This is a genomic window from Lentzea sp. NPDC058450, assembly GCF_042721395.1.
Classification (GTDB): Bacteria; Actinomycetota; Actinomycetes; order Mycobacteriales; family Pseudonocardiaceae; genus Lentzea.
The window spans coordinates 195,080-213,205 of record NZ_JBHXLO010000014.1 but is presented as its reverse complement, the minus strand read 5'-3'; the positions used below and the strand labels follow the sequence as shown (position 1 = coordinate 213,205).

Here is an 18,126-nt window from a genome sequence, read left to right as displayed (position 1 = left end):
CCTAGCTCGCCGGAGCCTCCAGCGGCAGCCGCACCTGGAACCGCGTGTCACCCGGCACCGACTCGACCCGGATGTCGCCGTGGTGCTTGTTGACCACGATCCGCCACGAGATCTCCAGCCCGAGCCCTGTGCCCTCGCCCACGGCCTTGGTGGTGAAGAACGGTTCGAAGATGCGGCTCTTCACCTCCGCCGGGATGCCGGGCCCGGTGTCGCCGATCTCCACCACGAGGAGGTGGTCCTGCCCGAACGTCCGCACGGTCAGCGTGCCGGACCCGCCCATCGCGCTCAGCGCGTTGTCGATCATGTTCGTCCACACCTGGTTGAGCTCGCCGGCGAACGCGGAGATGCGCGGCAGCGTGCGGTCGTAGTCCTTGACCACCTGCACGTCCCCGAGCTTGCCGCCGAACATGACCAGCGTGGAGTCGAGCAGCTCGTGCACGTCGACCACCTGGAACGGCGCGCGGTCCATCTGCGAGTACTGCTTGGCCGCGCCGACCAGGGTGGACACCCGCGTGGTGGCGTCCTCGATCTCGTTCATCAGCATCTCGGTCTCGACCGTGTACCGCAGCCAGTAGACGGCCGACCCGGTGATCGCGGCGGAGCACGGGCGCAGCGACGTCTCCAGCCACTCGACGTCGAGGCCGCCCGCGACCAGGACGGGTGCGAGCTCCCAGCCGCCGTTGATGCCGTGGTCGTCGAGCCAGTCGGAGACCTCGTCCTCGGCGTCGCTGGTCTCCAGCGGGCTGAGCTTCGGGGCCTTGGCGACCCGTTCGACCGCCTTCTCCTGCAGCTTCACCAACGCCGGCAGCTCGGCCGGGTCGAGCGCGCCCTGGGCCAGCAGCGCGAGCTTGTGCCGCATGCCCGCGACCCGTTCGCGCAGGGCGGCCGTGGCCCGGACGGCGGCTGCCGCCGGGTTGTTGAGCTCGTGGGTGAGGCCCGCGGACAGCGCGCCGAGGGCGGTGAGGCGTTCGTGCTGGCCCACGGTCGCCTGGGTGTTGCGCATGCCCCAGAACAGGCCTTCGAGCAGGTGCATCGCCATCGGGAACCACGCGCGGATCATCGGGCCGATCTCGTCGGCGTCGAACTGGAGCATCGACGTGGCGGTGATCGACTCGACGGTCATCTGGTAGGTCGGCTGGTCGAGCTCCAGGTACGCCTGGGTGGCGCCGAAGTACGAGCCGCGCTGCTCGCTGCGGCTCACCTCGATGCGCTGGCCGCCGATCGTGCGGCAGAGCGCGACCGTGCCCTCCAGCAGCACGAAGAAGCACGTCGCGGGCTCGCCCTCGGTCAGCACGGGGGTGCCGGCCTCGCGGGTCTCGATGTGGCCGTGCGACGCGAGCCACTCCAGCTGGGCGTCGTCGAGCTTCTCGAACAGGAACAGTTCGCGCAGCTCCGCGGTGGTGAGCCTGTCCATCAGGACCTCTCCAGGTAGCGGTGGACCAGGGTGACGGCCATGGCGCCCTCACCCACGGCGGACGCGACGCGCTTCACCGAGTCGGCGCGGACGTCGCCCGCCACGAACACGCCCGGCACGTTCGTCTCCAGGTGGTACGGCGCCCGGCCGAGGTCCCAGCCGGGCGGCGTGGTGCCGAGGTCGGGGCCAGCCAGCAGGAAGCCGCGGTCGTCTCGTTCCAGTGTGCCGTCCAGCCAGTCGGTGCGCGGGGCGGCGCCGATGAACGCGAACAGCCAGCTCGCCTTGACCGTCGTCCGCTCGCCGGTCTTGTTGTGCAGCAACGTGAGCGTCTCCAGGTGGTCGTCGCCCGTGCCGGAGCAGACCTCGGTGTGCGTGCGCACCTCGACGTTCGGGATCGCGTCCAGCTGGTCGATCAGGTACCGCGACATCGACTGCTCCAGCGAGTCGCCGCGCACCAGGATCACGACCTTGTTCGCGTGCCCGGAGAAGTAGACGGCCGCCTGACCCGCCGAGTTCGCGCCGCCGACCAGGTAGACGTCCTGACCGGCGCAGTTCGGGCCCTCGGTGGTGGAGGCGCCGTAGTAGACGCCCCGCCCGGTCAGCTCGCCGAGACCGGGCGCGTTCAGCAGCCGGTACGACACGCCGGTCGCGAGGATGACGGTGTGCGCGGCGAGCTCCGTGCCGTCGCCGAACTTCACCACGCGTGCGGAGCCGCGGCGTTCCAGCGAGACGACGTCCCGGGTGGTGAGCAGCTCGACCCCGAACTTGACCGCCTGCCTGCGGGCGCGTTCGGTCAGCTGCCCGCCGGACACGCCGTCGGGGAAGCCCAGGTAGTTCTCGATGCGGCTGCTGGTGCCCGCCTGGCCGCCGGTCGCGATCCGTTCCACGAGGACGGTCCGCAGCCCCTCCGACCCGCCGTACACCGCGGCGCCGAGTCCCGCCGGCCCGCCACCGACGACGATCAGGTCGTAGAAGTCGGCCGACGGCTGCGTGGTCAGCCCCACCTCGGCGGCCAGGTCCGCGTCGGACGGGTCCACCAGCGCCTTGCCCTGCGCCGTGACCACGACCGGCAGCGTCGACCCGTCCTGGTGCGCCGCCGTGAGCAGGCACTGCGCCTCGGGCTCCTCCAGCGCGTGCCAGACGAACGGAACGCTGTTGCGCGCCAGGAAGTCCCGCACCTCGTAGGACCGCGGCGACCACCGGTGCCCGACCACCCGCACCCGCTGCGGCGGCTGCCGGTCGCTCACCGCCCAGGCCCGCAGCTGCTCGTCGAGCACCGGGTAGAGGTTCTGCTCCGGCGGGTCCCACGGCTTGAGCAGGTAGTGGTCGAGGTCCACGACGTTGATCGCCTGGATCGCCGCGTCGGTGTCCGCGTACGCCGTCAGCAGCACCCGCCTGGCCTGCGGGAACACGTCCATCGCCTGCTCGAGGAACTCGATGCCGCTCATCTGCGGCATCCGGTAGTCGGCCAGCAGCGCCGCGACCTCCTCGCCGCGCAGCTTGATCTCGTGCAACGCCTCGAGCGCCTGCGCTCCCGACTCCGCCCGCACGATCCGGTAGTGCTCGCCGTACTGACGGCGCAGGTCGCGCGCCACGGACCGGGACACGGCCGGGTCGTCGTCCACCGTGAGAATCGAAGGCCGCGCGACGCGACCGGCAGTCGTCATGCGTCCAGTCAAACACCAGAAGTTGTCGATGTCCGCAACAGAGGTAACGTCGTGCCCGTGACCACCAGTACCTGTGCACACGTCGCCGAGCTCGGAGCCGAGCCCGCACCGTCCACGTTGGAGGGCTGTGAGGACTGCCTGGCCGTGGGTGGCAGGTGGGTGCACCTCCGCCTGTGCCTCGGCTGCGGCAAGGTCGCGTGCTGCGACTCCTCACCCGCCAAGCACGCCTCGAAGCACTTCGCCGACGAGGGCCACCCGATCATCCGCTCGTTCGAGCCGGGGGAGACCTGGCGCTGGTGCTTCGTGGACAACACGCTCGTCTGACGGCTCTCGGGAGGCCCGTCGCCTGTGGTGGCGGGCCCTGATAGACGCGGGCTATCAGGCGATAGAAACGTTCGTTTGGACACCCGGGTCACCGCCGGAGCAAGGTCGTAGACGTTCCACCACGACCCCATCCGGCAAGGGAGACCTGCAATGGCGAAGGTCCTGTGCGTCCTCTACGACGACCCCGTCGACGGCTACCCGAAGACCTACGCGAGGGACGGCCTGCCGCACCTCGACGGCTATCCCGGCGGCCAGACGCTGCCCACGCCGTCCGCGGTCGACTTCACGCCGGGCCACCTGCTCGGCAGCGTGTCCGGTGAGCTCGGCCTGCGGCAGTACCTGGAGAGCCAGGGGCACACGCTCGTCGTCACCTCGGACAAGGACCGCGACGGCTCGGTGTTCGACCAGGAGCTCGCCGACGCGGACGTGGTGATCTCCCAGCCGTTCTGGCCCGCGTACCTCACCAAGGAGCGGATCTCCCGCGCGCCGAAGCTCAAGCTCGCGCTGACGGCGGGCATCGGCTCCGACCACGTCGACCTGGACGCGGCGATCGCCCACGGCGTCACCGTGGCGGAGGTGACGTACTGCAACTCCATCAGCGTCGCCGAGCACGTGGTGATGTCGATCCTCAACCTGGTGCGCAACTTCGTGCCGTCGCACCAGATCGTGCTGGACGGCGGCTGGAACATCGCCGACGCGGTGGCCCGTTCGTACGACGTCGAGGGCATGCACGTCGGCACGGTCGCCGCCGGTCGCATCGGCCTCGCGGTGCTCAAGCGGCTGGCGCCGTTCGACGTGCACCTGCACTACACCGACCGCCACCGCCTGCCGGAGAGCGTCGAGCGCGAGTACAACCTGACGTTCCACGAGAGCGCGGCGGCCATGGTCCCGCACTGCGACGTGGTCACGATCAACGCGCCGCTGCACCCCGAGACCGAGAGCCTGTTCGACGACGAGCTGATCGCGACGATGAAGCGCGGCGCCTACCTGATCAACACCGCCCGCGCCCGCATCGCCGACCGCGACGCCGTGGTCAGGGCGTTGCAGAGCGGCCAGCTCGCCGGCTACGCGGGCGACGTGTGGTTCCCGCAGCCCGCGCCCGCCAACCACCCGTGGCGCACCATGCCGAACCACGGCATGACCCCGCACATCTCGGGCAGTTCGCTGTCGGCGCAGGCCCGCTACGCCGCCGGCACGCGCGAGATCCTGGAGTCGTTCTTCGCCGGCACGCCGATCCGCGACGAGTACCTGATCGTCGACGGCGGCAAGCTCGCCGGCACCGGCGCGCACTCGTACTCGACGAACAGCTGATGAGTGCGAAAACCGAGGCGGGACAGGCCGTCCTGGCCGCCAAGGCACGGCTGGGCCTCAGCTGGTCGGCGATCGCGGACGCCCTGGACCGCCCGCTGGTGTGGACGACCGCGGCGTTGCTCGGCCAGCACCCGGTGCCGGCCGACGTCGCCTCCGCAGCGGGCTCGTTGCTGGAGCTTTCCACCTCGGAGGTAGCGGCGCTGGTGGCACAACCTTTCCGGGGAGCGCTGGAGACGGCGGTGCCGGTCGATCCCACGATCTACCGGTTCTACGAGGTCATCCAGGTCTACGGGCCGACGATCAAGGAACTGATCCACGAGCAGTTCGGCGACGGGATCATGAGCGCGATCAACTTCCGGATGAACGTCGAGCGCGTCGAGGACCCGGCGGGCGACCGCGTGGTCGTGACCCTCGACGGGAAGTTCCTGCCCTACCAGTGGTGACCGAACACCCGGTTCGGTGATTGCCGCAGCACGGGCGGCCGACGTTCGATGGGCACATGAGCGAACTGACGCTGGACCCCGCCACGACCGCGGTGGTGCTGATCGAGTACCAGAACGACTTCACCAGCGAGGGCGGCGTGCTGCACGGCGCCGTGTCCGAGGTGATGGACAAGACGGGAATGCTCGGCAACACCATCGCGGTCGTGGACGCCGCGCGCAGGGCAGGCGCCACGATCATGCACGCGCCGATCACGTTCGCCCAGGGCTACAACGAGATCTCCGCACACCCGTACGGCATCCTCAAGGGCGTCGTGGACGGCAACGCGTTCGTGAAGGACTCCTGGGGCGCGGCCATCACCGACCAGCTCGCCCCGCAGCCCGGCGACATCGTGGTGGAGGGCAAGCGCGGGCTGGACACGTTCGCCAGCACCAACCTCGACTTCATCCTGCGCAGCAAGGGCATCACGACCATCGTGCTCGGCGGGTTCCTCACGAACTGCTGCGTCGAGTCGACCATGCGCACCGGCTACGAGAACGGCTACCGCGTCATCACGCTGACCGACTGCGTGGCGGCGACGTCGGTGGCCGAGCACGACAACGCCCTCACCTACGACTACCCGATGTTCTCCGTCCCGGTGAGCGCGGAGCAGGTGATCGCGGCGCTGGCCTGACCGGGTGACGCGGGTGCTTCAGGCCGAGTCGCGGACGATCAGCTCGGTCGGCAGTATCAGCGACGTCGGCTGCTCGCCGTTCAGCAGCCTGATCAGCATCCGCGTCATCTCCCGCCCCAGCGCCTCGATCGGCTGCCGGACGGTGGTCAGCGCCGGCTGGGTGTGCTGGGCCGTCACGATGTCGTTGAAGCCCACCACCGCGACGTCCTCCGGTACGCGCTTGCCGGCGGCGCGCAGGACGGTCAGCGCGCCGGTGGCCATGGCGTCGGAGGCCACGAAGACCGCGTCCAGGTCGGGGTGGTTCTCCAGCAACAGCTTCATGCCCGCCGCGCCGCTGGGTTCGCTGAAGTCGCCGTGGGCGACGCGCCCATCACTCAGACCCGCTAGGACGACGGCTTCGCGGTAGCCCATGTAGCGGGACATGCCGGCGTGCGTGTCCAGTTCGCCGGTGATGGTGGCGATGTTCTTGCGGCCCTGGGCGATGAGGTGTTCCACGGCTGTGCGGGCGCCGCCTCGGTTGTCGGCGTCCACGTACCACTGCGGGGGCTTGTCGAGGGAGCGGCCGCCGTGGACTGCCGGCAGGCCGCTGTCCTCCGCCATCTTGGAGAGCGGATCGTTCTCCTTCAGCGCCAGGAGCATGATGCCGTCGGCGCCTCTCGACTGGATGACCTGCGCGAACCTGTCGCGGCCCCGGGGGGAGGCGGCCAGCAGGAGCATGAGGTGGAGGTCGGTTTCTTCCAGTGCCGCGTTGACGCCGGTGATGGCTTCGGCGAAGAAGAGGTTGGCGAAGAGGGCCGGGTCGTCGCTGGAGATGACCAGGACGACCACGCCTCGGCGTTGGGTGGCCAGGGAGCGGGCCGCCGTGTTGGGGACGTAGCCCAGGTCGGCGATGGCGCTTTGGACGGCCAGGCGTGACTTCTCGCTGACGTGGCGGGCGTTGTTGATGACGCGGGACACGGTGCCGGTGGAGACGCCCGCGCGTTGCGCCACTTCCTCCAGGGTCGGAGGTCTGGTGGTCATCGTGGGTCCCCCTGTGCGTCGGCGTGCTGGCAGCGTAGCAACTCTGTAAGCGCTCACAGTCCGCCACGCCGGATCAGGGCGGCGTACCAGTGCGCGCTGTCCTTGAGGGTGCGTTCCTGGGTTTGGTAGTCGACGTGGACCAGGCCGAAGCGTTGGGCGTAGCCGTAGGACCACTCGAAGTTGTCCAGCAGCGACCAGGCGAAGTAGCCCTTCAGTCGCACGCCACGGGCCATGGCGTCGGCGCAGGCGCGGACGTGGCCGTCCAGGTAGGCGATGCGCTCGGCGTCGTGGATCTCGTCGTCGAACGCGGCGCCGTTCTCGGTGACGTACAACGGGATCGCGGGGTAGTCGCGGTCCAGGCGGAGCAGGAGGTCGAGCAGGCCGCGGGCGTCGATCTCCCAGCCGATCGACGTGCGGGCGCGGCCGCCGTCGAGGTGGCTGACGTGCTCGGAGCCGACGTAGGCGGACGGGCCGGACGCGGAACCGTGGCCGACGAGCATGGGGGAGTAGTAGTTGACGCCCAGGAAGTCGAGCGGCGCGGCGATGTTCTTGAGGTCGTCCTCCTGCACGAAGTCGAACGCGGTAACAGGAGCCAGGTCCGCCACCACGTCGGACGGGTACTCGGCCAGCAGCACCGGGTCGAGGAACAGGCGGTTCTGCAGGCCGTCGATCCGGCGCGCCGCGTCGAGGTCCTCGGCCGAACCCGAGCCGGCGGTGACGTGGGTGAGGTTGAGCGTGATGCCGACGGACGCGCCGGGCATGGCTCGGGCGGCGAGGCCGTGGCCCAGCAGCAGGTGGTGGGCGGCGCGGATGGACGCCGCGGGGTCCTGGCGGCCCGGCGCGTGCCTGCCGGTGGCGTAGCCGAGAAACGCCGAGCACCACGGTTCGTTCAGCGTCGTCCAGTGCGTGACGCGGTCGCCCAGAGCGTCGTGGACGAGCTCAGCGTACTCGGCGAACCGGAGCGCGGTGTCACGTTCCGGCCAGCCGCCGAGGTCTTCCAGTGGCTGCGGGAGGTCCCAGTGGTAGAGGGTCGGCCACGGCTGGATCCCGTTGTCCAGCAACGTGTCCACGAGACGGCGGTAGAAGTCGAGGCCGCGTTGCTCGACGGCGCCGGACCCGAGCGGCTGGACGCGGGGCCACGCGATCGAGAACCGGTAGGCGCCGAGCCCGAGCGACCGCATGAGCGCGACGTCCTCGGGGTAGCGGTGGTAGTGGTCGGCCGCCACGGCGCCGGTGTCGCCGCCGTCGACCTTGCCCGGCGCCGCGCAGAACGTGTCCCAAATGGACGGAAGGCGGCCGTCGAGAGAAGCGGCTCCCTCGATCTGGTAGCTGGACGTCGCCGCGCCCCACAGGAAACCGGGTCCGAAAGTCATGACTTGACCGCCCCCTCCATGATGCCGCCGATGATCTGACGGCCGAACGCGACGAACACCAGCAGCAACGGCACGGTCGCGACCAGCGCCCCGGTGAACATGAGCGTGTAGTCGGTGTAGTAGGTGGTGGACAGCTGCGACAGCGAGAACTGCACGGTCGGGTTGTCCGCCTCCAGCACGGCCAGCGGCCACAGGAACTCGTTCCAGGTGCCCATGAACGTCGTCAGCGCGAGCACCGCGGCACCGGGCCGCAACGCCGGCAGCACGATCGACCAGAAGATCCGGAACGTGCCGCAGCCGTCGATCCGAGCTGCCTCGATCAGCTCGTCCGGCACGGCCTGCGAGGCGTACTGCCGCATCAGGAACACGCCGAACGCCGACACGAGCGACGGCACGACGATCGCTTCCATCCGGTTCTGCCAGCCCAGCTCGACCATGATCATGTACAGCGGGATGATGCCCATCTGCACGGGGATCATCATCGTGGCCAGGATGACGAGCAGCAGTCCGTTGCGGCCGCGGAACTTCAGCTTGGCGAACGCGAACCCCGCGAGCGCCGAGAAGAACACCACCGACACGGTGACGACGGCCGACGTCAGCAGCGAGTTCCCCAGGCCCAGCAGGAAGTTCGCGTCCTCGGCGGCGAACAGCCTGCCGAGGTTGTCCCACAGGTTCCCGCCGGGCACCAGCGGCGGCGGCCAGTCGCCGACGACGTCGTTGGAGCGGGTCGCGACGACGAAGAGCCAGTACAGCGGGAACGCCGACAGGACGATTCCGACGAGCAGGGTCGCGTAGAGCAACGGCTGGGTCTTCCGCATGACTACCGAGACCTCCGCGTGATCAGGAAGTTGACGACCCCGAGCAGCGTGATCAGCAGGAAGATCATCCACGCGACGGCCGAGCCGTAGCCGTAGTCGAAGTCCCGGAACGCCTTCTCGAACATGTACATCGACACCGTCTGGAACTGGCGCAGGCTGCCGCCGGAGATCGCGAAGCTGCCCTGACCGAAGATCAACGGCTCGGTGAAGAGCTGCATGCCCGCGATCGTGGACATGACGACGGTGAAGATGATGGCGGGCCGGATGTTCGGGACGGTGATGCTCCAGAACTGACGGATCTTGCCCGCACCGTCCACAGTGGCCGCCTCGTAGAGGTCGCGCGGGATCGCCTGCATGGCCGCCAGGTAGATCAACGAGTTGTAGCCCGTCCACCGCCAGTTGACCATGGTCGAGATCGCGGCCCAGGACGACCACTTGTCCGCGCGCCAGTCGATCGAGTCCACGTTCACCAGGCCCAGCAGGCCGTTCACCAGGCCGGCGTCGCGGTCGAAGATCTGGCTGAACACGATGCCGACGGCCGCCACCGAGGTGACGATCGGCAGCAGCACGCCCATCCGCAGGAAGGTGACGGCCCGCAGCCGCTGGTTGAGCAGGCTCGCGAGCACCAGCGCCATCAGCAGCTGTGGCACGGTGGCCAGCACGAGCATGCCGATGGTGTTGTAGACCGAGTTCCAGAAGTCCGGGTCCGCGAACAACGTGACGTAGTTGTCCAGCCCGACGAACGCGCCCGCGCCGGTGATGTCCCAGTCGTGCAACGACACCCAGGCCGTGTAGGCCAGCGGGAACAGCCCGAAGACCGCGAAGATCACGAAGAACGGGGCGATGAACAGGTAGGGCGACCACCGCACCTCGACGCGCGATACGCGGTCCCGCAGCCGCGGTCGCTCAGGGGGCGTGCGCCCGGCCGCCTTGCGGGCGACCGGACGCGACTTCAGGTCGACCATCACTTCGCCAGGCGCTTCGCGTCGTCGACGGCCTTCGCCCAGGCCTCGTCGGGCTGGAGCTTGCCCTGCTCCACGGCGAGCAGCGCGTTGCCGACGCGGTCGCCGATGGCGTTGTTGCCGGGGCCGAGGTAGACCGGCTTCAAAGCCTTGACGCTGTCACCGAAGATCTTGCCGACCGGCGCGTCGTTGAAGTACGGGTTCTTGAACTCCTGCACCACCGGGTCGTCGATGGCCTGCGGCGACGACGGGAAGTTGTTCTTCGCCTTGAACGCCGCGGTCTGACCCTTCGCGCTGGTCAGGAACTTCGCGAGCTCGGCGGCCTCCTTCTGGTGCGTGCTCTGCGTCGGCACCGCGAGGAACGAACCACCGCGCACCGCGCCGTTGCCGGGCACGCGGGTGACGTCCCACTTGCCCTTGTTCTCCGGCCCCGCCTGCTTCTCGATCGTGCCGAGCATCCAGGACGGGCACGGGATCGTGGCGAACGTGCCGTTCTTGAACCCCGCGTTCCACTGCGGACTCCACTGCTCGATGTTGGCCGAGAGCCCGGCCTTCACCATCTCGATCGACGAGTTCCAGGTGTCCTTGACGGCCGCGTTCGAGTCGATGACGAGCTTGTTCGTGGCGTCGTAGTAGGTGTGGTCACCGGACTGCATGAGCATGTTCAGGTAGACGCTGCCGGTCGAGTCGTAGAAGCCGATGTCGGGCTTCTTGGACTTGAACAGCTTGCCCGTCTCCAGGTACTTCTCCCACGTGGGCCAGAGCGTGCCGACCGCCTCCCGGTCGGCCGGCAGACCCGCCGCCTCGAAGAGGTCCTTGCGGTAGCACATGCCCTGCGCGCCGACGTCCGTGCCGAGGCCGATCACCTTGCTGCCGTCCGAAGTGGACGCCTGCTGCCACTTCCACGGCAGGAAGTTGCCGGAGAGGTCCTTGGCGCCGTGGTCGAGCAGGTTCACGAACTGGTCGGGCTTCGCCATGAACTGCGAGAGGATGCCCTCCTCGATCGCCACGACGTCGCCCGCGCCCTTGCCTGTGGCGAGCCACTGCTGCAGCTTCGGCGTGTAGTCGCCGAGCTTGCCGATGTTCTCCTCCTTGATCTTCACGCCGGGATGGCTCGCCTCGTACTCCTTGTAGAGCTCGTCGTAGCCGAACTGACTGAACGTCTTGACGATCAGCGTCACGTCCCCCGACGCGGAATCGGCAGCGCCGCCACCGCACGCGGACACGGCCACGAGCGAGCCGAGCAGTGTTGTGGCGAGCAGTGCGCGCCTTGGTCGAACACCCATCGAAGAACCTCCAGTCGGCGGATGGTCCGCAAGCGCTAACGGCTGAAACTGATCGCTTCGCGGACCCCTGGAACACCGTTCACCTGCTGCGACGCTGCGGCTTCGGCCGGTGTGCGCCCAGCGGGATCGGGGGAGACTGTGAGCGCTTACAGGACTGTAACCACGAGTTCATCGGGATGGGAAGACCTGGCCCGGATCTCGTTTCGATGACGGCGGGTCGTTGACACCGCGAGTCGGGTGGGTGAACATTCGCTCCGACGCTGCGGTCGTGCCGGTAGACCTTCGAACCGAAAAGGGCTCCGGTATGTCCGTGAAGACCAGGCTGACCGCGGTCGGCCTCCCGCTGGTCCTGATAGGTGCGCTCATGCCCTCCGCCAATGCGGCCGAGGCCTACGAGCGGGTGCTCAACGGCACGTTCGACTCCGTCAAGAACCCTTGGTGGAGCAGCGGAATCGCTCCGTCCACAGTGGCCGACGGCAGGCTGTGCGCGCAGATCCCCGGCGGCACGGCGAACCCGTGGACCGCGATGATCGGCCAGAACGACGTCCCGCTCGAGGCCGGCCAGCCCTACACGCTGCGCTTCACCGCCACCGCGACGAAGAACGTCACGGTCAGAGCGGCGGTCGCGCTCGCCTCCCCGCCGAGCACCACCGTGCTCAACAAGCCCGCCGCGCTCACCAGCACTCCGAAGACGTTCGAGTTCACCGGAACGTCCACAGTGGCCACCCGCACCGGCGGTCAGGTCGCGATCCAGGCCGGTGGCGTGTCCGCCGAGCCCTACACCCTGTGCATCGACGACGTGTCGCTGACCGGCGGAATCGTCCCGCCCGGCGGTGGCTGGGACTACGGCTCGCCCGTGCGCACCAACCAGTACGCGTACCCGACGGCGGGCACCAAGCGCGCCTCGATCGTCAGCAGCTCTGCGACGCCGCTCGACTGGCAGCTCAAGGACGCCTCCGGTGCGGTCGTCCAGACCGGAAAGACGCAGGTCAAGGGCAAGGACGCGATGACGCGCGACGACGTGCACATCGCCGACTTCTCGTCGTTCAAGAAGGCTGGAAGCGGTTACAGCCTGACTGTCGGCACCGACAGCAGCTACCCGTTCGACATCACCGACAAGCCCTACGACCAGCTACGACGTGACTCGCTGGCGTACTTCTACCACAACCGCAGCGGCACCCCGATCGAGGCGAAGTACGTCGGTGACGCCTACGCGCGGCCCGCGGGTCACGTCGGCGTCGCCCCCAACCAGGGCGACGTCTCGGTGCCCTGCCTGCCGGGGGAGTGCGACTACCGGCTCGACGTGAGCGGTGGCTGGTACGACGCGGGCGACCACGGCAAGTACGTCGTCAACGGCGCGCTCGCCGCGTGGCAGCTGATGGACACCTACGAGCGTTCGCTCTACACGTTCGACATCGAGGGCATCCGCGACGGCCTGCTCAGCATCCCCGAGCAGGACAACCGGCGGCCCGACGTGCTCGACGAGGCGCGCTGGGAGATGGAGTTCCTGCTGAAGATGCAGGTCCCCGCCGGTCAGCCGCTCGCGGGCATGGCGCACCACAAGATCCACGACCTGGCCTGGACCGGGCACCCGATGCTGCCCAGCAACGACCCGCAGCCCCGGTACCTGCACGCCCCGTCCACCGCCGCCACGCTGAACCTCGCCGCGGCCGGTGCCCAGTGCGCCCGCGTCTTCAAGGTCTGGGACCGCGCGTTCTCCGACAGATGCCTGGCCGCGTCCGAGACCGCCTGGAAGGCCGCGCTGGCGAACCCGGCGAAGTACGCCCCGGACGAGGACAGCGTCGGCGGCGGCGCCTACGACGACACGAACGTCACCGACGAGTTCTCCTGGGCCGGCGCCGAGCTCTACGCGACGACCGGCAAGCGCGAGTACCTGAGCAAGGTCACCACGAAGCTCACCTCGGCCGGGTTCTCCTGGAAGGACACCGGCGGACTCGCGGACCTCACGATCATGCGGCTGCCGCTCAAGTTCCCGCTCGACCGCGTCATCACGGCCCGCGCCCGGCTGATCAACGTCGCCGACGGCCACCTGCGCGACCTGAAGTCCCAGGGCTACCCGAACCCGTCCAAGCCCGCCGACGGCCAGTACGCCTGGGGCTCCACGAGCGCCACGCTCACCGCGTCGATGATCATGGCGATGGCCTACGACACCACGCTGAACCGCAAGTACAGCGACGGCGTGCTGGAGTCGATGGACTACCTGCTCGGCCGCAACGGCCTCAACCAGTCGTTCGTCAGCGGCTACGGCGAGCAGGCCAGCAAGAACCAGCACCACCGGCACTGGGCGCACTCGGTCAACGCGGCCTACCCCAACCCGCCCGCGGGATCACTCGCCGGCGGCCCGAACTCCGGTCTGCAGGACCCGGTCGCGCAGCAGAACCTGCCCGGCTGCGCCCCCGCGAAGTGCTACATCGACGAGCTGGGTTCCTGGTCGACCAACGAGGTCGCCATCAACTGGAACTCCGCGCTCGCCTGGGTCGCGGCGTTCGCCGACACCCGTTGAGAACTCCCGCCACCTCCCCGCCCGCACAGCGTCGTGCGGGCGGGGACCCCGTGGCGGGTGAGAGGAAAGGTCCCCGTCCGAGAGGAGATCCACAGTGCGGTGGATTGTCCGTTCCACAGCCGCCCTCTGCGCGGTCTTGCTGCTGTCACCTGTCACCCCTGCCACAGCAGCCAGCCCGATCGGCATGACGAGCGGCTGGTACGTCAACCCCGGCTCGGCCCCGGCCACCTGGGTGCAGAACAACCCGAACGACTCACGACGCACCCAGATCCAGAACTCCATCAGCACCAAGCCGATCGCACGCTGGTTCGGCAACGACGCCAACATCGCCTCGACGGTCGCCAACTACACCGGCGCCGCCGACGGCCAGGACAAACTGCCCGTCCTGGTCGCCTACAACATCCCCAACCGGGACGCGTGCGGCGGCCACTCCGGCGGCGGCGCGGGCAGCGCGGGCGCGTACCGGACCTGGATCGCGAGCTTCGCGGCCGGGATCGGCGCCAAACCCGCCGTCGTGATCATCGAACCGGACGCGCTCGCCGCCTACGGCTGCCTGACCCAGGCGCAACGCGACGAGATGGCGGGCCTGCTCAAGTACGCCACCGAGCAGTTCAAGGCCAAGGCGCCCAACACCTACGCCTACCTCGACGCGGGCAACGCAGGCTGGGGCACCCCGTCGACCATCGCGTACCGGCTGAACGAAGCCGGCGTGGCCAACATCCGCGGGTTCTCCGTCAACGTGTCCAACTACTACACGACCAGCCAGTCCATCACGTACGCCAACCAGGTCAACGGTTTCCTGCCCGCGGCGAAGCCGTTCGTGATCGACACCAGCCGCAACGCGAACGGGCGCAACTCCGACCCGAACGGCTGGTGCAACCCGGCCGGAGCGAAGCTCGGGGTGACCGCCCAGACCGGCGGCGGCGCCGAGATGCTGCTGTGGGTGAAGACCCCCGGCGTGTCCGACGGGCCGTGCGGCATCGCGCCGACGACCCCGGCCGGGACGTTCAACCCCGACCTGGCCGTCCGGCTGATCAACGGGACGTGACCCGCCCGTAGGTCGCCACGATGACGCCCTTCGGCGTCGTCACACTGCTGGTCAGCTCGAACTCGGTCACCGGCGCGGGCCCGTCGAACAGGCGCGCGCCGGTGCCGAGCGTCAGCGGGTGGATCACCAGCGTGTACACGTCGATCAACCCGGCGGCGTGCAACGACCGCACCAGCGCCGCGCTGCCGATGATCGACAGCTCCTCGTCCAGCGCGGCCACGTCGTCGACGTTCCGCAGCAGCACCGAGTTCTCCCACGCACCGGCGTCGGCGAGGCTCGACGACACCACGTACTTCCGCGCGGCGTTCATGTGCGTGCTGAACGGGTTCCCGTCGGTCGCCGACGCCCACACGCCGATGAAGTCCTCCCACGTGCGGCGCCCGAACAGCATCGCGCCGCTCTGCGCCATGCCCTTGCCCATCTCCGCGCCCAGCACCTCGTCGTTGTACGCCGCACCCCACCCGCCGTGGGTGAAACCGCCGCGCGTGTCCTCGTCCGGGCGGCCCAGACCCTGCACCACGCCGTCGAGCGTCATGAACATCGTCGCCGAGATAGAACGCATCACCGCACCCCTTAGGAAGTCGAAGTCACCCCCTGTACGAACGGTCTACCCCGGTTTCGACACCTGGAACGAAAACTTTCCGACTCGCCACTGCCAGTGGTGACCTGCTTCGAGGTGGTCGAGGATCGCGCGCTGGAGCAGCGTGCGGCGCGGCAGGCGGTCGAGCGGCGTGGTCAGGGTGCGGAACACGAACCGCAGCACCTCGACGTCCGCGTCGATCCCCTCCAGCTCCTCGTGGGGTTCCAGCTCGAACCGCCGCTGGAACCGGATGATGTTGGAGTCCGCGGGCAGGTACTCCAGCAGTTGCGGGTCGAGCAACCACGAACCGCAGGAGAACGCCGTGTAGCGCTCGTCCGGGAAGTGGCGCGGGAAGAAGGCGCGAGCCTCGTCGAGCGAGGCGTCGACCGCCTCCGGCGTCAGCGGCCCGGCATCCGGCACGTGCAACGAGAGAGCGGTCCCACCGCGCTGGTGCTGCACCCGGCCGAGCTCGTACACGCCTCCTCGCGCGTGCAGCGTCAGCCAGCTCTGCATGACCGGCCAGCCCTCGCCGCGCATGCGCCGGTCGACCGCGAGGTTGCGGCCCAGGTCCGCGAGGGTCGTCCACGAGACCTCGTCGGAGATGCCGTGGTCGCGGTGATAGCCGCGCACGACGTCGACCAGTGCCAGGTAGAGGTACACGTAGAAGTGGCGCCACGCGGGACCGCGGTCGCGCGGCAGCTCCGGACCCGGCGGCAGCCAGTCGGCGCCACCGAGGTCGGCGCGCACCAACGCGATCGAGCGGTCCAGCAACCAGTCCAGCTCCGGTGTCCACAGTGGAGAGCCGGGCCAGCCCGCCATGACCTCGGCGGCGTCCTCGGGAGGCACACCGAGCCGGGCGAGCAGCGCGGGCGCCTCGGCCCGGGCGGGCAGGGGAGCGGACGGCCGGTCGCCGGCGAGGTCGTGCACGCGGTCCAGTTCCTCGAAGGGAACACCGAGCAGGGTGGCGGTCTCCTTCAGCTCCACGAGCACGACCCTACCGACGCGCGCTAGAAGGCGTCCTCGGTGAAGTCGCTCGGCAGGTCGTCGTCGTAGTCGCCGCGCGACGGCCGGGCGCGCTGCTGACCGGCCGCGACGATCTCGTCGAGGTTCTGGCCCTCCTTGATTCCCGTGTACGCGCGCTTCAGCGACGGCATGCTGGTCTGCATCGCGCGTTGCACCTCGGGATCGTGGACGGCCCGGCCGGACGCGATGTCCTGCCAGGAGAGCGCTCCCGAGTCGACCTTGCGCTGGAGGTCCTTCAACGCGTTCGGCGCGTCCTTGGACTTCGCGAACTTCTCGATCTCGGCGATGTCCGCGGGGGAGAGGTCGCCGCCGCGGCTCTGCACCCGTGACGCCTCCAGCGCGACCTTCTCCAGCTGTGCGCCGCGCGCGTCGAGATCCTGTTGCCAGGCCTGCAACTGCTGGCGGGCGCTCTCGTACGGGAACGTCATTCCGCACCGCCCGAGGTGGCCTTGTCGGCCCAGCGTTCCTCTTTCGCGGCCTCGTTGAACTTGCTGCGCCCCTTGTACCCGCTCTTGGCCACGCCCCACGCGCCGCTGCCCGCGGCCGACGCGCCGTCGCCGAACTTCTCCTTGCCGTCCTGCCACGCGTCGACCACGTCGAAGAAGTCGTTGACGTCGCGGACGTCCGGGATGCGCGCGAGGGCGGTGCCCATCAGCTTGATGCCGTTGATCATGCCCTTGACGCCCTCGATCAGCGTCTGCATCGACTGGATGAGCTTGCGGACCTGGTCGACGATGTTGACCACGTCGTAGACCATCCACACGGCACGGCCCCAGCCCACGAGCGGGATCCACGCCGTCATCGCGGCCTTCATCAGCTTGTCGCAGATCTTGTCGAGCAACGTCAGCGCGAGCTTCGCGGCCGAACGGCAGGAGCTCGCCATGTTCTTGAAGCGGTCGCCGATGAACTTCGCGATCTGCGAGTCCCACTCGATCGCGATGGTCCACGTGCGGCGCATGCGGTTCTCGAAGCTCTGGGCCGCGCCGCCGTCCCAGTGCGGCGAGAGCTCCTCGATGCCGTTGTTGACGTTGTGCCGCACGTTGTCGAGCGCCTTGGCGATGCGGTCCCACGCGGCGGCGTTCGCGTCGATCTTCTCGAAGTCGCCCGCGAGCGGCATGACCAGGTCGCGCACCAGGTCGTCGCCGGTGACCTGCTGGTAGATCCAGTTGACGCCCTGGATCTTCCAGCCCGCCGCCTCGATCAGCTCCTTGACCGTCTGCCTGCCGGGCCGGTCCTCGGGCGCGGCGCGCAACGCGACGGCCGGGTCCTCGACGTCCTGGTACCCGTTGCAGACCCCGGCGCTCATTCGCCCAGCCCCAGGTACCGGCCCAGCCACGACGGGGCCTCGGCTGTGCCCGCCGCCGTGTCGATCAGGCAGACGCCCACCTGGTCCGCCTTCTCGTAGGCGTGAGCGGACTTCACCAGCGACTCGGCGTCCTGCGCCATCTTCTGGTTGGCCGCGGTGAGCGTCTCGCCGTAGAGCTGCGCGACCCCGATCACGACCGGGTCGAGCAGCGACAGCAGCCCGGTGAACCCGGACGTGTCGCCGCCCTTCTCGATCGCGTGCTCCCTGATCGTCAGGAAGTGCTCGGCCTGACGTTCGAGCAGGCCGCTGTACCCGCGCAGCTCATCCGGCTCGACGTGGAATCTCTCTCCCATGGC

Annotated in this window: 18 protein-coding genes; 6 read left to right on the top strand and 12 right to left on the bottom strand. The window is 69.1% G+C overall.

What is annotated here, in order from left to right; genetic code table 11:
• Window position 1: 1 nt before the first annotated feature.
• Window positions 2–1,414, bottom strand: coding sequence for an ATP-binding protein (locus ACFWNN_RS22990; protein ID WP_382441968.1), 1,413 nt, complete (start codon window positions 1,412–1,414; stop codon window positions 2–4).
• On the bottom strand, window positions 1,414–3,081 hold the full coding sequence (locus ACFWNN_RS22985) for an FAD-dependent oxidoreductase (protein WP_382441967.1): 1,668 nt from the start codon (window positions 3,079–3,081) through the stop codon (window positions 1,414–1,416). The genes ACFWNN_RS22990 and ACFWNN_RS22985 overlap by 1 nt, the downstream gene beginning before the upstream one ends.
• Before the next feature lie 57 nt (window positions 3,082–3,138).
• On the opposite strand from ACFWNN_RS22985, the gene ACFWNN_RS22980 reads away from it, so the two are divergent.
• The 4 genes from ACFWNN_RS22980 (at window position 3,139) to ACFWNN_RS22965 (ending at window position 5,830) form a co-directional block, all read left to right on the top strand.
• The gene (locus ACFWNN_RS22980; RefSeq protein WP_382441966.1) at window positions 3,139–3,405 is read left to right on the top strand and encodes a UBP-type zinc finger domain-containing protein; all 267 of its coding nucleotides are present in this window, start codon (window positions 3,139–3,141) and stop codon (window positions 3,403–3,405) included.
• A gap of 150 nt (window positions 3,406–3,555) precedes the next feature.
• Window positions 3,556–4,716, top strand: coding sequence for an NAD-dependent formate dehydrogenase (locus ACFWNN_RS22975; protein ID WP_382441965.1), 1,161 nt, complete (start codon window positions 3,556–3,558; stop codon window positions 4,714–4,716).
• Window positions 4,716–5,159, top strand: coding sequence for a cyanase (cynS, locus tag ACFWNN_RS22970; RefSeq protein ID WP_382441964.1), 444 nt, complete (start codon window positions 4,716–4,718; stop codon window positions 5,157–5,159). Before ACFWNN_RS22975 ends, cynS begins: the two co-directional genes overlap by 1 nt.
• Before the next feature lie 56 nt (window positions 5,160–5,215).
• Complete coding sequence (locus tag ACFWNN_RS22965; protein ID WP_382441963.1) at window positions 5,216–5,830, top strand: cysteine hydrolase; 615 nt, start codon at window positions 5,216–5,218, stop codon at window positions 5,828–5,830.
• Between the two features lie 18 nt (window positions 5,831–5,848).
• On the opposite strand, the gene ACFWNN_RS22960 is transcribed toward ACFWNN_RS22965, so the two are convergent.
• Genes ACFWNN_RS22960 through ACFWNN_RS22940 form a run of 5 tightly spaced genes read right to left on the bottom strand, consistent with a single transcriptional unit; the run spans window position 5,849 to window position 11,289 of the window.
• Window positions 5,849–6,850 carry a LacI family DNA-binding transcriptional regulator gene (locus tag ACFWNN_RS22960; protein ID WP_382441962.1) on the bottom strand — a complete coding sequence of 334 codons (1,002 nt, stop codon included), beginning with the start codon at window positions 6,848–6,850 and terminating at the stop codon, window positions 5,849–5,851.
• 53 nt (window positions 6,851–6,903) lie between these two features.
• Window positions 6,904–8,223 carry a GH1 family beta-glucosidase gene (locus tag ACFWNN_RS22955; RefSeq protein WP_382441961.1) on the bottom strand — a complete coding sequence of 440 codons (1,320 nt, stop codon included), beginning with the start codon at window positions 8,221–8,223 and terminating at the stop codon, window positions 6,904–6,906.
• Window positions 8,220–9,041 carry a carbohydrate ABC transporter permease gene (locus ACFWNN_RS22950; RefSeq protein WP_382441960.1) on the bottom strand — a complete coding sequence of 274 codons (822 nt, stop codon included), beginning with the start codon at window positions 9,039–9,041 and terminating at the stop codon, window positions 8,220–8,222. The genes ACFWNN_RS22955 and ACFWNN_RS22950 overlap by 4 nt, the downstream gene beginning before the upstream one ends.
• Window positions 9,042–9,043: 2 nt before the next feature.
• Window positions 9,044–10,006: a carbohydrate ABC transporter permease gene (locus ACFWNN_RS22945; protein WP_382441959.1), complete on the bottom strand. Its 963-nt coding sequence runs from the start codon at window positions 10,004–10,006 to the stop codon at window positions 9,044–9,046.
• Window positions 10,006–11,289, bottom strand: coding sequence for an ABC transporter substrate-binding protein (locus tag ACFWNN_RS22940; protein WP_382441958.1), 1,284 nt, complete (start codon window positions 11,287–11,289; stop codon window positions 10,006–10,008). The genes ACFWNN_RS22945 and ACFWNN_RS22940 overlap by 1 nt, the downstream gene beginning before the upstream one ends.
• Window positions 11,290–11,599: 310 nt before the next feature.
• Here ACFWNN_RS22940 and ACFWNN_RS22935 point away from each other — a divergent pair, with 310 nt between their 5' ends.
• Entirely contained in the window at window positions 11,600–13,813 is a 2,214-nt protein-coding gene (locus tag ACFWNN_RS22935) for a glycoside hydrolase family 9 protein (protein WP_382441957.1), read from the top strand.
• 94 nt (window positions 13,814–13,907) lie between these two features.
• Window positions 13,908–14,861 (top strand): glycoside hydrolase family 6 protein, encoded by a 954-nt coding sequence (locus ACFWNN_RS22930; RefSeq protein ID WP_382441956.1) that lies wholly within the window; start codon window positions 13,908–13,910, stop codon window positions 14,859–14,861.
• Here ACFWNN_RS22930 and ACFWNN_RS22925 read toward each other — a convergent pair.
• From ACFWNN_RS22925 to ACFWNN_RS22905, 5 genes are read right to left on the bottom strand one after another with little or no spacing between them, the layout of a single operon-like run.
• Window positions 14,848–15,423: a dihydrofolate reductase family protein gene (locus ACFWNN_RS22925; RefSeq protein ID WP_382441955.1), complete on the bottom strand. Its 576-nt coding sequence runs from the start codon at window positions 15,421–15,423 to the stop codon at window positions 14,848–14,850. The two genes, ACFWNN_RS22930 and ACFWNN_RS22925, sit on opposite strands and share 14 nt — an antisense overlap.
• Window positions 15,424–15,468: 45 nt before the next feature.
• Window positions 15,469–16,425, bottom strand: a complete 957-nt coding sequence (locus ACFWNN_RS22920; RefSeq protein WP_382441954.1) for an acyltransferase domain-containing protein — start codon at window positions 16,423–16,425, stop codon at window positions 15,469–15,471.
• A gap of 23 nt (window positions 16,426–16,448) precedes the next feature.
• A complete protein-coding gene (locus tag ACFWNN_RS22915; protein WP_382441953.1) occupies window positions 16,449–16,892 on the bottom strand; it encodes a hypothetical protein in 444 nt (147 codons plus the stop codon).
• Entirely contained in the window at window positions 16,889–17,770 is an 882-nt protein-coding gene (locus ACFWNN_RS22910) for a WXG100 family type VII secretion target (RefSeq protein ID WP_382441952.1), read from the bottom strand. The genes ACFWNN_RS22915 and ACFWNN_RS22910 overlap by 4 nt, the downstream gene beginning before the upstream one ends.
• A complete protein-coding gene (locus ACFWNN_RS22905; RefSeq protein ID WP_382441951.1) occupies window positions 17,767–18,123 on the bottom strand; it encodes a hypothetical protein in 357 nt (118 codons plus the stop codon). The genes ACFWNN_RS22910 and ACFWNN_RS22905 overlap by 4 nt, the downstream gene beginning before the upstream one ends.
• Between the last annotated feature and the right edge of the window lie 3 nt (window positions 18,124–18,126).